Source organism: Psychrobacillus sp. NPDC096426, from assembly GCF_044762745.1.
GTDB lineage: Bacteria > Bacillota > Bacilli > Bacillales_A > Planococcaceae > Psychrobacillus.
Genome location: NZ_JBIWEX010000026.1, coordinates 39923 through 56324 on the forward strand (window position 1 = coordinate 39923; position 16402 = coordinate 56324).

Here is a 16402-nt window from a genome sequence, read left to right on the forward strand (position 1 = left end):
CAAACAACCGCATTTTATGCGGTTGTTTTTTTGTGGCTTAGAAAATTATAAGATTAATGTTTTGTGCAAAACTATTCCTATACAACTATGGTAGGTTACTTTTTAGGAATACTGCGTCGTAACAAATAGCCACTGAGCCGGCGCGCTACGGCAAACGTATCAACTTTATTTATACGAAGAATATTATCTCATTAATAGTGTGCATCTATTACACCTCGTTAAAATAAGGCATAATGCAATATTAGTAATCGTTGTCTCACATGAAGTAACCCTTTACTTTGAGAAATCGTTGCTTTCTAAATAGGTTTAGTTGCTTTCCATGGCCCGCACGTTGCTCTTATCCATTTTCTCGATTTACTTATTTGAAAACTTCATAATATTAGGAGTGGTGGGCCTTATACATAAGACGTTCCGTTATGTTTAGATGCTGACTAGTTAGCTTGATCCATTGGATTGTAGCGAAAGGGCGGCGACTCCTGCCGGATGAGTGAGAAGATGAGCCTTCACAGCGTACGCGCAAGCGTCGGTGAAGGCTCATCGCTCACCCGGCGGAAAGCGTCCGCCCTGCAGCGGAAGTCCCATCGGTAACTTCCTTACAACACAGTATTCCTATATTGCGCAAACAAACTTTGATAAATTAGATGTCATTACGTCTCTTTTTCCTTTCATTTCTGTAACAATTTCATTTCAAACTCATGACAATATAGTACTATATTGTCATTTTATCAATTCTACCTAATCATAAATGATCATTTATTCTTGAAACATACGTAAACTTCCAACATATAACATATGGCAAACCTCTATTTATCTATTATACTTACATAGAAGTTAGAATTGGCGCTTACACTTCTATTGTACGATTGGATTGGAGGAACAAATATGTTTTCAAACGCACATATTGGAATAGATTTAGGAACAGCAAACACATTAGTATATACAAAAAATAAAGGCTTACTTATAGATGAACCTACTGTTGTGGCAGTTAATACAAAAACAAAAGAAATAGTAGCTTTCGGTGAAGAAGCAAAGAAAATGATTGGTAAAACACCAATATCAATTGAGGTAATACGTCCACTAAAAGATGGGGTCATTGCAGATTTTGATATTACGACTCAATTATTGAAATTAATTATGCAAAAGGCCAGTAAAAAACTAGGTACTGCACTCAGAAAACCGACTGTCATTGTTTGTACCCCTTCTGGTGCAACTTCAGTGGAGCGTCGAGCTATCCAAGATGCCGTTCGACAAAGCGGTGCAAAAGAAGTACAACTGATGGAAGAACCTGTAGCAGCAGCTATCGGAGCCGGTCTTCCTGTTAATGAACCTGTTGCCAGTATGATTGTCGATATCGGTGGAGGTACGACGGAAGTTGGTATTATATCGTTTGGTGGTGTAGTTGCTTCTAACACGGTAAAATCTGCGGGTGATCGAATGGATGAAGCTATCATCCATTTTATTCGAAAAGAATATAATGTCATTATTGGAGAACCAACTGCTGAAAATATAAAGAAAACAATTGGTCATGCATTAGTTCCACATACTGTAGAACAGATGGATGTGCGCGGAAGAGATGTTGTAACCGGTTTGCCTAAAACTATTCATCTTTCTTCTACTCAAATTCAAGGAGTTTTGAAAGAATCACTTGAAATTATTTTAGAAGCAGTCCGAGCAACGCTAGAAATATGCCCTCCTGAACTTGCGGGGGACATTGTCGATCATGGAGTAGTACTTACAGGTGGCGGTGCTCTATTAAAAGATCTAAAAGAATGGCTTTCAAGTGTTATTGAAGTACCTGTTCATCTTGCACCTGAGCCGTTGCAATCAGTAGCAATTGGAACAGGAAAATCATATTTTATATCTGAACGAAAACAAAAATTAGCGAAATAATATGAAACTAAATTAGCATTCCCCTAACATTTGATATAAAATAAAAAGTAAACTATATTTGAAGGGGTAATATAATGTCTAAGTTAGATGAAATTTTAACGTTTAATAAATCTTTTGTAGAAAACAAACTATACACACCTTATTTAACTACGAAATTCCCAGATAAACGAATTGTGATTTTAACCTGTATGGATACTAGACTTACCGAAACACTTCACAAAGCAATGAATATTAAAAATGGTGATGTAAAAATAGTAAAAAGTGCCGGTGCGGTTATTAATCATCCATTCGGTGGAATCATGAGAAGTTTAATCGTGGCCGTTTATGAACTTCAAGCAGATGAAATTTTTGTCATTGGACATTATGATTGCGGCATGAGTGCGATCAAAACAGATAAAATAGTAGAAAAGATGATTGATCGAGGCGTAGATTCCCGTACTTTTGATACTTTGAAGTACTCTGGTGTCGATGTGGATAAATGGTTAGAAGGCTTTTCCGACGTGGAAGAAAGTGTCTTACATAGCGTGGATATGATACGAAATCATCCCCTTATGGTACCAAGTGTTCCTGTTCATGGTCTAATAATTGATCCAACCACGGGACGTTTAGATCTAGTTACAGATGGTTCTATCGACAAGGAATAAATTATTTCCCGGGAAATCGACAGAGTACAAAAGCGCATTTGCCTGTCTCTGCCCCGACAGGCAAATCCGGGATGGCATCCTAAGTACGCCGCATCGTGCGGGCCCAGGAGGCAGCTCCTCAGCCACCACAAACGCTTTTGTTTGCGACGAGCTGTGCGCAGGAGCAAGGCGCTAGAGTCTGGATGTAGAAACTCTCGTAGAAAGTTATCCATAAGTCTTAAATTTTATAGTTTCCTAAGAAATTAAAAAGCCGGTTGTTCAGAAATGGAACAACCAGCTTTTTAATTTTTTATAAAGACTCTTACCTTTTCAATATTCTTCACTTAGAGAAGCATACATATAATGGTCTTCCCACTTTCCATTAATAAATAACAATTTACGAAGCAAGCCTTCTCTTAAAAATTCATTTTTTTCTAACACGCTAATAGAACCAAAATTTCGTGGAGATACATAGGCCTCTATGCGATTTAAATGAACTTGCTCAAACCCAAAAGTTTTTACGATTTGTACCGCCTCTGTCGCTATCCCTTTTCCAACAAACTGTTCATCAATAGAATAACCAATTAACCCACTTGAAAATGGCATTCTTTTTAGACTGTATAACGAGATGTGACCAATCATTTTATCTGTATTATGCTCGAATATACCAAAGCCAAACTCCCTTTTTTCTTGCATCAAAAGCATGGATTCTCTAATTTTCTCTCTTTGAACAGTAGTAGTATAGTAGTCATCTCGATGCAACGGTTCATAAATGGACCAATAATATTTGTTTCGATAGACAAGATCTGCGAGGCTTGGTGCATCTTTTATACTTAATGTCCGTAAATAACAAGTATCTCCTTCTAAGTAAATCAAGCTTTTTCACCCTTTTGCATTAGTAAATTGCATAAATTCGTTCACATCTTGAATGCAAAGTTTGATCCCTTTTATCCAAAACGCTTCCTTCGTAATATCTTCTCCTAAATGCTTCATCGCTAAATCTTCCACCGTCATCACAGCTGTATCTTGAAGTAGAGCGATGTATTTTTCTTCAAAGTTAGCACCCTCTGTAATAGCTTTCGCATAAATGCTTAAAGAGAATAAATACCCAAACGTATATGGAAAGTTATAGAATGGTACGCCCGTGATATAAAAATGTAATTTAGAAGCCCAGAAATGTGGATGAGTTGTTTCAAGTGCATTTCCATACGCTTCTTTTTGAGCTGTTTCCATTATTTCATTTAATCTGGTTGCAGAAACAACTCCATTTTTACGTTCTTCATAAAATCTCGTTTCAAATAAATAGCGTGCATGGATATTCATAAAAAATGCTACACTACGTTGAATTTTATCTTCTAGAAGGGCAATTTTTTCTTCATCTGTTTTCGCTTCTTTTACTGCAGCATCGGCAACAATCATTTCAGCAAATGTGGAAGCCGTCTCCGCTACTCCCATTGCGTACTGACGATTCATCCAATGTACCGGTCTTAAAGCATATGAATGGAAAGCATGTCCCAATTCATGCGCTAGCGTCGAAACATTGGACATCGATCCACTATACGTCATGAAAATACGAGATTCTTCTGATACTGGCATTCCCGTACAGAACCCTCCAGGACGTTTGTTCGGACGATCTTCCGCTTCAATCCATCCTTTTTCAAAAGCATTTCTTGAAAAAGCGGCAAGTTTAGGACCGAACTCATTGAAATGCTTCAAAATGAACGCTGCACCTTGTTGAAAGTCCATCTTTTCAGTTGAAGCACTTACCGGTGCATCCAAGTCATACCAATGCATTCTTTGTTCGCCTAGCATAGCCGATTTTCTCTGTAAATATTCGACGAATGGCGCTTTATTTTTAGAAATAGCTCCCCACATAGCATCCAGTGTTTCTTGTTTCATGCGATTAATTTGTAAAGGTTCTTGTAAAACGGAATCCCATCCTCTTTTTTCGTATACAGCTAGTCGGTATCCTGCAAGGTGGTTAAGCGTTTTAGCGAAAAAGTCTTCTTTCTCTGTCCAGGCAGCTTCTAATGCCTCAAAAGATTCTTTTCGAATGGTAGCATCCTCATGGGAGCTAAGATTATTCGCTTGTCCAACAGATAACTCTCTTTCCACCCCATCAAGTGTTACTTTAATACGAATGTCTCCTACTAGTAAATCGTATAGCTGACCCCAAGCATGATATCCATCAACACTAAGCGTTGTTATCATATCTTCTTCTTTTTCAGATAGCATTTTCTTTGCTTCGTCTCTCCATTCGTTTAGCACAAATGCAAATGTAGAAAGCTCCTTTGTTTGAAGCAAATCTTGCCAAACTGATTCCTCAGTTTTACTAAGTACTTGTTGGATAGTAATCATTAAGGAAGATAATTTTGCATATAGAGATCGTACTTCCCCTTCTAATAATGCAGCTTGTTTATCCGTTGTGTCTTGTGCTAAAAAGCAGCCGATTACTGCCCCTCCTTCGGATAAGTTCACTGCAATATCCTTTAACTTGTTAATCGTATGTACAATTTGGTCTACCTCTTGAATGGATGACGGTGTACAAAAGCTTCTCAGCTCCTCTTCAAAGGCTACCAATATACTTTTTACTTCATCTAAATGTTTTCGAAGTGCCGTTGAACTACTCCCCCCCACAAAAAAGGAATCTAAATCCCATACAACTGGATAACTTTGTTCAATCATTCAAATCTTCCCCCTATAATGACAATATATTTAGAAATTTAGTATACCATGTTTTTGATATCTGATTATGCGATTTTCGTCACATAATATTCATATTTCCAATTTGTCGTACGATTATTTCAAAGGTATACTTACTATATAGAAGGAGGAGATCGAATGGTCAAAATAATCCTTTTGATTCTAAGCTTAATCTCTACTATTACTGTACATATACTTGCAAACACACTTCCTATAAATGATCAAACAACTGGAAGTATTTTAAATAGACTTCCTATATTTTTCACACCTGCCCCTTATGTATTTTTTATTTGGATAATTATATATATATTATTGGCATGTTGGATTTGGAATAGTATAAACGAGTATCGGGCTACTAGACAACTTCCTTTAAAACGAGTGTTGCTATTCGCCGTTACTTCTATTTTTCATATTGCATGGATTCTTTTTTGGCATTTTGAACTATTTAATTATTCACTTATAATGATGTTTGCATTACTTGGAACATTGTTTTTACTTTATACAACTTATCCAATACAAGAACAAAATTGGATGAGCAGATTACCTATTTCTATCTACTTTGGATGGGTGTTTATTGCCACATTCATACATATTGATTACCTTTTAACTTATCATGAACTAAGTGGGCTTTGGATAACAAAATCACTTTGGACCGTTATTTTCTTAACTATTGCCACGGCTATTGCCCTTCATTTCCGCTATCATTACAAAGACAGTGCAATTGTAGTTGTTTTTATTTGGGCATTTATTGGGCTTGCTGTTCGTCACCTGTTTAACGAATTACTCATATCGACTGCTTCTATATTTTTAAGCAGTGTGCTCGTTGTAGGTATCCTTTTCATCAAAAAAACGCCATCGAAATGATCATTTCGAGTGGCGTTTTTTCATTGGTTAATCTAATTTTGTTAATAAAATCGGTCCTTCTTTTGTTACTACAATTGTATGCTCGATTTGAGCTACCAACGACTTGTCAGGTGTGATGAACGTCCATCCATCTCCAGACTCTACAATATGTTCTGCCTTTTCGGATATAAAGGGCTCCACTGCGAGTACCATACCTTCTTTTAAAATCGTTGGATCCCATGCATCATAATAATTTAATACATGCTGTGGTGCTTCATGAAGTGATTTCCCAATGCCATGACCCGTTAAGTTCATAATAACGTGTAAATCATTGTCTTTCGCTTCTCTTGCTACTGCTTTGCCTATTTGGTTTAAGCGAGCACCTGCCTTCACTTTTAACATCGCACGGTTGAAGGCACTTTCAGCTACAGTACATAGCTTTTCTTTTTCTGGGTATCCATCACCTACAACAAATGAAATACCCGTATCCGCAAAGTATCCATCGTATGAACCAGACACGTCAATATTAACCATATCCCCTTCTTGGATGACACGTGATCCCGGAATTCCGTGCGCAACTTCCTCGTTCACACTAATACAAGTATATCCCGGAAAATCATATTCACCTTTTGGCCCTGAAATGGCACCTGTTTCTGCAAACATTTTCCCTGCAATTTCATCTAGCTCTTTTGTAGTGACACCTGGTTTTGTTGCGGCCTGCATCACATTGCGTACTTCTGCCACAATCCGACCAATTTTTTTTAACGCTTCTAACTCTTCATTTGTTTGTACAATCATCTATATAAGATCCCTTCTCCTTTAACTGTAGAATAATCATATCATATTTATACTCTATTCGGCAGTAAAAGGCGTGGTGCTCTTACGAATAAAACAGTACAAATAAATGCTGCAACTAAAAATACTGGAATCATATAAGTAGAGTTATAAATGACCGAATATAAAATAGGATTTTGATCTCCAGCATATTCACTAAAAAATAATATACCTGAAGTTACATGTGCTAAATAACGAAGAAAGGCTGCAACAAATGTACCCGCAATAACTGCTGTAGCCATTTTTTTCGTATCCTTGTCTTCCAAAGCCCTTATAAACGCAGGTCTAAAGAAACCGGCAAATCCGGCCACCATAAACGCGATAAAATAATCGATTCCTACTTGTAAAACGACAAATATAAATGATAGTGGAGCAAAGTAAGCACTGCCTGTTGCTACTTGCAATAAACCAATCAAAAATCCTGTGATTAGTCCTGCAACAACTCCACGTCGAAACGCAATTAAAATGACTGGTACAAGTACGAACGTAACCGATCCACCTTGTGGCATGCCAAACCCAATCATGTCTAATACATATCCTAAAGCTGCAAAAATAGCTATTTCCACTAACAATAATACACGTTGATTTCTCATTGTAATCCCCTTTTTTGCCCACAAAAAAACGACGCCTGGGATAGACCCAGACATCGCGCGATTGTCAGTTTCCATCCACATCCCTACGCAAGCATTAACTTACAGGTTCGAAGGGTACGATCTCAGCCGCATAAGCGACGCCCCTTGTGGTTATGAATTATTTAGTTCGAATTCATTGTAGCCCAATAAAATAAGGAATGCAACCCTTCTTTCTTCATTGGTATACTTATAGAAACAATCACAGTTGTTTATTATAGGGATAGTGTGTCCTTCGGATAGGTTCTTTGGGTTTGTTGCGTTGAGCGGTCTTTTTGTCGCGCTCGGGTAGTCTTTGTCGTGTTCGAAGGCTAGTTTGTCGCGTTCGCAGTGGATTTTGTCTTGTTCAACCATATACTGTAAGATTTGAAGCTGATTAGATTAGATAGCAATTTTCGTGAAATGGAGCGAAAGGGCGGCGACTTCGGCGGAGGCCAACAGGATGTTGTCACGAAGGCGTTGCCACACGATGTGGCGCTCCTAGCCTTTGTTCCTAAGTGAGACAGATGAGACTTCACAACGTACGCGCTAGCGGCGGAGCTGCAGCTGAAATCCTAGCGGTAAATTCTTTAAGACACAGTATCCCTATATAGCGAACCGAAACATCAAACTGTAAGTCTTCTTTTTTATCATAGAAAAGAAGATAGATAGTCAACAGAAGTGAGAAATAGTAAATAACGGAGGGGTTACTCAATGATAGAGTTATTAAAAAATTTAATACGTATTAAAAGTGATAATATCGAAGGAGCAAACGCGGCACTTTTATTTTGTAAATCTTGGCTCGAAGAACGAGGTATTGCTCCAGTTTTATATGAACATCATGCTAAATTCATTCTATTTGCAGAAATAGGTAGTGGAGAAGAATGTATCATATGGAACGGTCATGTGGATGTTGTCCCGGGTAATCCGGAACAATTCATCCCTTATTTAGAAGGCGATCTGTTGTATGGACGAGGATCTGCCGATATGAAAGCAGGAGTAGCAGCAATGATGCAAGCTTTCTATGAGCTTTCATTAGCTCCTCAAAAACTAACGAAAAAAGTACAATTGCATATTGTGACAGATGAAGAAACGTCGGGAGATACATCAAAATTTCTAGTCGATCAAGGATTTCACGGAGATTTCGTCATTTGCGGTGAACCAACCCAATTACATATTGGACTACAAGCAAAAGGTATTGTCCAATTAGATATCGTTTTAAAAGGAAAACCTAGTCATGGTAGTCGTCCATGGGAAGGAATTAATGCGATCGAGCAAGCTTTCCAATTCGATCAAGAAATACGGAAACTCTCTTTTTTATCTGCAAGAAATGCACTTTATGATTATCCATCTTTAAACTTGGCAAAAATACATGCAGGTGAAAGATTCAATGTAGTACCGGACAAGTGCGTACTGTCCTACGACATTCGCTTTGTGCCAGGACAACAAGCTGATAGTATTATTAAAGAAATAAAACACGCGGCTAGCAGTCACTTTCCTACTAGCAATGTGATAATCCATTCTATAGCTCCTGCAGTAACGACAGAAGAAAACAATGAATATGTGAAAAAAATACAACAAATAACGTCTATTCTAACGGAACGCCCGACTAAGTTATTTGGTCAACATGGCTCTGCCGACACTCGCTTTTATGCAGAAACAGGTGTCGGCGCCATTGAGTTTGGACCAAGTGGTGCAGATTGGCACGGAGAAAAAGAATATGTTTTAATCTCAGCAGTACAGCAATTTAAGCAAATTCTAGTTTCATTTATTTTGGAATGAACGATCGATTTAATATGGAAAGGAGATTCGAATAAATGAATAATAGTAAGCTGTTAAGTGCTTTATCGTATTTTAGCGTATTATTTGCACCATTCATTGTACCGATTATTGTCTTTTTTGTTTCACACGACAAAGAAGTAAAATATCATGCAAAAAAGTCATTTATCTCGCATATTATACCTGTTGTCCTCATGATTATTATTTTTATAAGTATATTTACAACTACAATTCCTACCTCTGCTTCCATGGTATGGACGTTTGAAAAACCATCATTATGGGCAACATTTGGGCCTTTCTTATTTATTGCTTTATATATAATTATTTATCTAATTGTTTTAATTTGGAATATTATACAGGGGATTAGAGTGTTAAGATAATGTTTACGGTACGACTATAATGGGAATGTAAACAACATAGAGTAAAGCCAGGGAGAGATTATTATGAAAGTAAAAACTATCATAAAGACTGCGATCAAATTAGCCCCAATCGTCTATCCAATCGTAAAAAAAGCAATAAAAGCTAAAAAAACGACGAAATAAAAACAAAAGCGCAAGCGCCTATGTCTGCTCCGACAGGCAAATTTTATTATTTCCTAAATAATCAAAAGCTGTCTCCATTCAATCACTGGAGACAGCTTTTTAAATTAGTGGCTTTAATTCTGTTAGCGATAAATAGTTTTCCAAACCTTCTACTCTGGAAATTGGCGTTGGTGCGGCGGCTGCTTCTTTTTGGCCGTTTATAATTTCTTCAAATGTAAGAGGATTCGGAATTGGTAACTCATTTGGTCGCACTTGTAATCGTTTATTATATTGTGCAAAAAATGCGTTTGCCATTATGCGGTATCCTTCCATTGAAGGGTGCACATCTGCAGGGTTCGGAATAAGTTCCTTTGCTTGAGGTGCAAATGCTTCTTCTACGGATACATATACTGCATCATTACTTTCTGCTTGCGTTTTTAATATTGTATTCAATGTATTTAATTCTTGTTGAACACCTTGTTTTTGCGATTCATGTACATGCGGGTAAGCAAAATAATATCCCATTACATAGACTTTTGCTTTTGGAGCAGCTTCTTTCACTTCTTTTATAACTGCAGCGATGTTTTTTCTTACATTATTTAATGCAAAATTGACTGGAATTTGTTGATACGAAAGGGAACCATTCGATGGGTTTACTTGCACAAGTCTTAGTAAATCGTTTGCGCCTGCAGAAATAGTAACGAGCGTCGCATTTTTTAGTAATTCTTTTGCTTCCTCTGATTGCACGGTTGATAGTACGTCAGCCGTAGTAAACCCCGGAAAAGCTAACCCTTTCGAATACAAAGCAAGTTGATGGGAACGCTTCAATTCCCCTGCGATTAGATCTGTATATCCAGCATCAATTGCACGATATGGCGTTTGCCCAGCTGCCAAAGAATCACCGATTGCAATATACACTTCCGGACTTTTGGCTTCAACTGAGAAAGCCGAAAAAGGAAGCAGTAAAAAAACGATTGTCACAACCCACTTTTTCATGCAGCATACCACTCCTTAAAATGCCCATGTACCTTTTCGGAAAATAGGCTCCATTGTGCCATCCTCTAGTTCACCCATTATATCCATGTCAGCACTACCAATCATAAAATCTTCATGGACAATGGACGTATTAAGTCCAATTTTTTCAAGCTCTTCATGAGTTAAGCCGCGAGCACCTTCTACACATGTCGGATATGCCTCTCCGATTGCAAAGTGATTTGATGCATTTTCATCGAATAATGTGTTGAAGAACAATACATTCGATGCAGAAATTGGAGATTCATGCGGAACTAATGCAATTTCACCTAAATACTTAGAACCCTCATCTGTTTGTATTAGTTCTTGTAATAGCTCTTTACCGATCGATGCTTCTATTTTTGTAATAGCTCCATTTTCAAATGTTAAAGTAAAATCATCCATAATATTTCCTTGGTATACGAGTGGTTTCTTGTTTTTCACATAACCATTCACACCAGTTTTTAGTGGAGCTGTATACACTTCTTCTGTTGGCATATTAGCAATATAAGGAACACTTTGCGCATTTCTACTAGCCCCAGTTAACCAAATATGTTCTTTTGGCAGCTCTACTTGGATATCTGTTCCTTCTGCTTTATAATGAAGCTTTTTAAAACGCTTTGCATTTAAAAGTCCGGCACGACTTTCCAAGTGTTCTATATGCTTTTTCCATTTTTGTACCGCTGTACCTTCCCCAACTCTCACCACTTTGAAAATTAGATCCCATAGTGCTTCCATTTGGTGTTCGACTGCTAACTGTGGGAAAACTTTAGCAGCCCATTTTTCAGAAGGAATTGCAACGATGGACCAAGTAATCACATCATTCATCACTGCTTTTCTGTAATTTTCTAATGCTTTTCCTGCTGACTTTTGAAAGTTGGAAATACGATCAATCGAAACGCCTTCCAATAAATCTGGGTTGTCTGCATCTATCCATAATAATGCACCTTTATTTTCGATTAACTCATCTCGCTGCATTGCTAGCCATTTTGGATATTCATGAAATGCTTCATCAGGAGCTAAATCGTAAAATGCTCGTGCATTTACTTCATCCGTATAATTTACGTCTACTCGTTTTGCTCCAGCTTCATATGCTTTTTTTACGATAAGCCTAGTAAATTGGATGGTGTCTGTTGTTGTCCCAATTAATAATGGTTGATCCTTTTGAATATTTAAGCCAACTTTTACAACTAGCTCTGCGTATTCTTCTAGTTTTTGTTGGAAATCCATCTTTATTTCCCCTTTTTCTCTACAGTTTTAGCGTTACCCTCTATTAAAGCTCCACGATGCCAGACTTTCTGAACCGGCTTGCTCGGAAGTTCTTTTGTCCATTTCTTGTACGTTTTTTCATCTGAATAAGTCAATAAAGTCAATACTTCCCCGTCTTTTCCTGCACGACCAGTACGCCCTGAACGATGTAAATATTGTTCAATCGAATGCGGGACATCCACATGAATGACATGTGTTAAACCTGAAATATCGAGACCACGCGCTGCAACATCTGTCGCTATTAATATGCTCACTTTTCCATTTTTAAAATCGTCCAATGCTTTTTTGCGTTCTTCTTTTTTCATCTCCGAGTGAAGGGAAACAATTGGAGCATCCATATACGTCAGTTTAGAATCTTTCATAAGCAATTGGTCCAGACTATTTACAAATGCAAGTCCTTTCATCCCTTTTATGTGTGAGAGTCTTCTTAAAAGATCTGTTTTATCCCTAGGCTCTGTTTTAACGAAACTATGGATTACTTCTCCCTTCGCAGGAATCTCCTCTGCAGATACTTGAATCCGAATAGGACTATTCATCATTCTATCTGCTACTAGCTCAATTTCATCGGTAATCGTAGCGGAAGTAACAACAAGCTGTCTTTCTACTGTTGCATCGATTAATCCTTTTACAGTCGTACGGTGTTCCCTACTTAAAAGTTGGTCGCCCTCATCTAATACGATTGTTTTAATTTCATGCATTTTTAGTTTTTTCGTCTTTACAAGTTCTTGTAGTCGTCCAGGTGTTCCTACTACAATCGTCGGTTTCTTTTTTAGTGTATCTATTTGTCTGTTGATATTGGCTCCACCGATTAATTGTGCAACGGTAATGTCTGTACCTGCAATCCACTCACGAAAAACTTCAATAATTTGCATGCCTAGTTCTTGAGAAGGTACGACAACTAGTGCTTGTACTTGTTTCTTCGTAGGATCTACCTTTTGTAAAAGTGGAATAACATAAGCTAACGTTTTTCCTGTTCCAGTCGGAGATTCTGCTACTATATCTGAACCATCGAGCATATGCGGGATTAGTTTTGTTTGTATTGGCATCTCAAATGCGAAATTTGCTTTCGCCCATTTTTCTTGCAATGATTCATTTAAATTTTGTAAAAAAGTCAAGTTTTTTTCCACCTCATCTATGTTTGATTCAAGTGTACCACACTTTTATTATCGGCAATTAGTGATTCAGTGTTGAAAGAATTTACAAAAAAGTGTAAGTGGCCTTTAAGTATATCTTGTTTACCGGAGCTACCGAAAAAGGATAGTTTATGCATTATAAAAATAAAGCGTCTTAGCAAGTTGAATAAAGTGTCCGCCATGATTTTCGCTACAGGGCGGACGCTTTCCGTGGGGTGAGCGATGAGCCTTCACCGCCGCTTGCGCGTACGTTGTGAAGTCTCATTTTGCTCACTTGATCCCACTGGAGTCGCCGCCTGTAGCGAAAATCAAAGGAACTCGATAACAAATCAGTGTCTAATATTAACAATAAATGGTTGAACGAGACAAAATCCACAGCGAACGCGACAAACTTTCTACTAGTAAAGACTTACTTGTCATGATATGGAGTTTTCTAATCCATTTATAAATGCGCAACATATCAAGGCGTTACTCGCAACTTTGCAGGGCGCATATGCGCAACGTTCCTCTTCAAACTCGCAACATTATGGTCAAATCGCGCAATGTTAATAAATAATACGTCACAGTCATGGTCGTCTAATTCCAAGTAAACTTGTTATTTTAGAAATGGTTGCTTTCCCAATAGAATGGATTGCTTTCAATGACCGATTTGTTGCTCTTAGCTATTTTCTGGATATACAAGTTTGATAAACTGTATAAAATTTTGTTTCTAGCGAGTCGGTACTGATAAATAGACATTCATTTTGGATTGGAGTGGAAGGGCGGCGACTCCTGCGGGATGAGTGAGACAGATAAGCCATCACAACGCACGCGTAGCGTCGGTGATGGCTTATCGCTCACCCCGCGGAAAGCGTCCGCCCTGAAGCGGAAATCATAGCGGTCACTAAGACGCATTATCCCTTAAAAGTGGACTACCTTATATTGTGGAGAGAAGGTTAGCCTCCTGCCATAGACTTTATAAGCAATAAAAAAGCGCCTTTCATATCGGCACTTTTTAACTTTCTTCTTTTGCTATATATTCTTTCATCAATTCATAATAATTTAGTTGGTATAGTTGCCTTCCGTCAATTTTAAATACGCCTTTATTGACTAAATCCTCTATCATATTATCTCGTTTTTCTTCCATTTTAGATTCTTTACTTTGTATGTTCATAGTTGTCTCCTTGCATAGTTAGTACAATGTATGTTTACCCATTTAAGAAGATTATAAACGGTTTTTTTTAAAAGATTTCGTGAAAGTGGGAAAACGCCTGTGTATAAATAAATAACATAAATACCCTAAAAACGTACCTAGCGTATTCAACCAAAGATCGTCCACATCACTGCTCCTATTTTGCGGAATTTGCGTAATTTCTATAAAAAGTGATATACATAATCCAATAATGACGCTATTCGGAAAAAACTCCATCCTTCTAAAAAGCAAAGGCACTAAGAAGCCAATAGGCATAAAAAGAATAATATTACCAAGAAAATTAATATAAAAAGGTTGCCAAAACCCTAAATACACAATAGCATTATACGTTTCTTTTAAAACACGAAACAAATGCAAGTTCACACCTGTTCCATAAACTTGCCCCGTACCTGATTTTGGAATAATGGTTTGCGAAAATATTCCTATAAGTACACATATGAGCATCAAAAAACCGATTTCATGCAAACTTTCCTTCCTATTAAACCCTCTTTTCCTCCACCGAGCAATACGCCAAATAATCATGATTGGAAGTACTATACAAATAAAAAAGAACATATCGTCCAAGTATGCAATAATGACATTCATTTATTCACCTGCTAACAATTCCTCTAGAAATTTTTTACGATGATTTAGAAAGTACTTTGTTATTTGGTAATGACCCGTCATTTCATATTCCACTTCTTCAATTTCGCCATGATCGAAACTTAATATGGTAGCATTAGGATATCCTAAGATAATCGGCGAATGCGTGGCAATGATAAATTGACAATCTTCTTCTTCCACAAGATTATGCATAATGCGTAAGAAAGACAGCTGCCTTTGTGGAGACAAGGCTGCTTCTGGCTCATCCAATAAGTAAATAGCGCGTCCATTGAAGCGGTTTAAAAATAACGATAGAAATGATTCCCCATGTGATTGCTCGTGTAAAGATTTCCCCCCGTAGCTATCTAAAATGCCCGGTTGTTCTCTTTCCAGCTCATCAATATGGGAGGCGAATTGATAAAATGATTCCGCGCGCAAGAAGAAGCCATTCGTTACTTTCGGCATCCATGACAATCGAATATGCTCTCCTAATACACTTTCAGCAGCATCTACTGCAAACACATTATTTCTGCTTCCACCCGCAGTATTAAACTCACAATTATCCGCAATTCCTTCAAGTAAGGTCGATTTACCTGTCCCATTTTCGCCAACTAAAAATGTTACACTACTTGTCAGTTCTAATTCTGTTAAATTTTTTATCGTCGGTATTGTAAATGGATACTGATTCTCTACACCACTCTTCAATATCGAAACTTTTTTCAAGAACATAAGTCTTCCCTCCTACTCATACTATCTATTAATAACTGCGAAAGGCTGTGAACCTTGAATCTACCGACTCTCATTGAAACAAAACATATTTTTAAACATTCACCAAGTGTAAATGTGTACTATCCCATTGTAACTAACTTACCTCATCCACATATAGAAAAGAAGATTAATTCGGATATTATTACGCTTCTTAACAAAATGTTAATAGAGCAGGGCTTTTACACAGAAGGCGTACAAGAGATTACCGGCTATTATGAAATAAAAAATAATCAACGCGGAATTTTAAGTATATTACTAATCCTTTACAGTTTTTCTGGCGGGGCACATGGATTGACAGTTTGCAAATCCTTAACTTTCGATGTGACTACCGGAAAAATGTATACTTTAAGTGATTTATTTAAACCCAAAAGTGATTATGTGAAAACATTATCTTTCATTATAAATAATAAAATAAAAGAGTGGGATGTTCCGCTTCTTGGAAAATTTAAAGAAATACGAACGGACCAAGATTATTATATAGCAGATCATTGCCTAGTCATCTATTTCCAATTATACGAGATTACACCGTATGTATATAATTTTCCATTTTTCCCGATTATAATTAAAGATATAGAAAGTATTATTCCATTAAACGGTCCTCTCGAAAAAATGCTTTACTTCTAGTGACACTTCTCCTTTACTACGT

General features: G+C 37.4%; 16 protein-coding genes and 1 riboswitch. Of the genes, 6 read left to right on the forward strand and 10 right to left on the reverse strand.

What is annotated here, in order from left to right:
• Positions 1 to 882 precede the first annotated feature (882 nt).
• Positions 883 to 1890, forward strand: coding sequence for a rod-share determining protein MreBH (gene mreBH / locus ACIQYS_RS18470; protein ID WP_402983194.1), 1008 nt, complete (start codon positions 883 to 885; stop codon positions 1888 to 1890).
• A gap of 74 nt (positions 1891 to 1964) precedes the next feature.
• On the forward strand, positions 1965 to 2534 hold the full coding sequence (locus ACIQYS_RS18475) for a beta-class carbonic anhydrase (RefSeq protein ID WP_402983197.1): 570 nt from the start codon (positions 1965 to 1967) through the stop codon (positions 2532 to 2534).
• Between the two features lie 309 nt (positions 2535 to 2843).
• Here the strand turns inward: ACIQYS_RS18475 and ACIQYS_RS18480 are convergent, their stop codons facing one another.
• Both ACIQYS_RS18480 and ACIQYS_RS18485 read right to left on the reverse strand, forming a co-directional pair.
• On the reverse strand, positions 2844 to 3389 hold the full coding sequence (locus ACIQYS_RS18480; RefSeq protein WP_402983200.1) for a GNAT family N-acetyltransferase: 546 nt from the start codon (positions 3387 to 3389) through the stop codon (positions 2844 to 2846).
• 6 nt (positions 3390 to 3395) lie between these two features.
• Complete coding sequence (locus ACIQYS_RS18485; RefSeq protein WP_402983203.1) at positions 3396 to 5198, reverse strand: M3 family oligoendopeptidase; 1803 nt, start codon at positions 5196 to 5198, stop codon at positions 3396 to 3398.
• Positions 5199 to 5354: 156 nt separating this feature from the next.
• On the opposite strand from ACIQYS_RS18485, the gene ACIQYS_RS18490 reads away from it, so the two are divergent.
• Positions 5355 to 6080, forward strand: a complete 726-nt coding sequence (locus ACIQYS_RS18490; protein WP_402983206.1) for a tryptophan-rich sensory protein — start codon at positions 5355 to 5357, stop codon at positions 6078 to 6080.
• A 27-nt stretch (positions 6081 to 6107) separates the two neighbouring features.
• Here ACIQYS_RS18490 and map read toward each other — a convergent pair whose 3' ends face one another.
• Both map and thiT read right to left on the reverse strand, forming a co-directional pair.
• Positions 6108 to 6857, reverse strand: coding sequence for a type I methionyl aminopeptidase (gene map / locus ACIQYS_RS18495; protein ID WP_402983209.1), 750 nt, complete (start codon positions 6855 to 6857; stop codon positions 6108 to 6110).
• 47 nt (positions 6858 to 6904) lie between these two features.
• Complete coding sequence (gene thiT, locus ACIQYS_RS18500) at positions 6905 to 7486, reverse strand: energy-coupled thiamine transporter ThiT (protein WP_402983212.1); 582 nt, start codon at positions 7484 to 7486, stop codon at positions 6905 to 6907.
• 63 nt (positions 7487 to 7549) lie between these two features.
• Positions 7550 to 7641, reverse strand: a riboswitch (TPP riboswitch).
• 574 nt (positions 7642 to 8215) lie between these two features.
• Between thiT and ACIQYS_RS18505 the strand changes: the two genes are divergently transcribed.
• Both ACIQYS_RS18505 and ACIQYS_RS18510 read left to right on the forward strand, forming a co-directional pair.
• Positions 8216 to 9283, forward strand: a complete 1068-nt coding sequence (locus tag ACIQYS_RS18505; protein WP_402983215.1) for a M20 family metallopeptidase — start codon at positions 8216 to 8218, stop codon at positions 9281 to 9283.
• 35 nt (positions 9284 to 9318) lie between these two features.
• The gene (locus ACIQYS_RS18510) at positions 9319 to 9660 is read left to right on the forward strand and encodes a magnetosome magnetite crystal formation protein family (RefSeq protein ID WP_402983218.1); all 342 of its coding nucleotides are present in this window, start codon (positions 9319 to 9321) and stop codon (positions 9658 to 9660) included.
• A gap of 261 nt (positions 9661 to 9921) precedes the next feature.
• On the opposite strand, the gene ACIQYS_RS18515 is transcribed toward ACIQYS_RS18510, so the two are convergent.
• From ACIQYS_RS18515 to ACIQYS_RS18540, 6 genes are all read right to left on the reverse strand, one after another.
• On the reverse strand, positions 9922 to 10797 hold the full coding sequence (locus ACIQYS_RS18515; protein ID WP_402983220.1) for an SGNH/GDSL hydrolase family protein: 876 nt from the start codon (positions 10795 to 10797) through the stop codon (positions 9922 to 9924).
• A gap of 15 nt (positions 10798 to 10812) precedes the next feature.
• Positions 10813 to 12042 (reverse strand): aminopeptidase, encoded by a 1230-nt coding sequence (locus tag ACIQYS_RS18520; RefSeq protein ID WP_402983222.1) that lies wholly within the window; start codon positions 12040 to 12042, stop codon positions 10813 to 10815.
• Between the two features lie 2 nt (positions 12043 to 12044).
• Positions 12045 to 13196, reverse strand: coding sequence for a DEAD/DEAH box helicase (locus tag ACIQYS_RS18525; RefSeq protein WP_402983225.1), 1152 nt, complete (start codon positions 13194 to 13196; stop codon positions 12045 to 12047).
• A gap of 1012 nt (positions 13197 to 14208) precedes the next feature.
• Complete coding sequence (locus ACIQYS_RS18530; protein WP_402983228.1) at positions 14209 to 14367, reverse strand: Fur-regulated basic protein FbpA; 159 nt, start codon at positions 14365 to 14367, stop codon at positions 14209 to 14211.
• A gap of 51 nt (positions 14368 to 14418) precedes the next feature.
• Positions 14419 to 14991, reverse strand: a complete 573-nt coding sequence (locus ACIQYS_RS18535) for a VanZ family protein (RefSeq protein WP_402983231.1) — start codon at positions 14989 to 14991, stop codon at positions 14419 to 14421.
• On the reverse strand, positions 14992 to 15717 hold the full coding sequence (locus tag ACIQYS_RS18540; RefSeq protein ID WP_402983234.1) for an AAA family ATPase: 726 nt from the start codon (positions 15715 to 15717) through the stop codon (positions 14992 to 14994). It abuts the gene before it with no gap.
• A gap of 54 nt (positions 15718 to 15771) precedes the next feature.
• Here ACIQYS_RS18540 and ACIQYS_RS18545 point away from each other — a divergent pair, with 54 nt between their 5' ends.
• The gene (locus tag ACIQYS_RS18545) at positions 15772 to 16380 is read left to right on the forward strand and encodes a DUF3298 and DUF4163 domain-containing protein (protein ID WP_402983237.1); all 609 of its coding nucleotides are present in this window, start codon (positions 15772 to 15774) and stop codon (positions 16378 to 16380) included.
• The last annotated feature ends 22 nt before the right edge of the window (positions 16381 to 16402 follow it).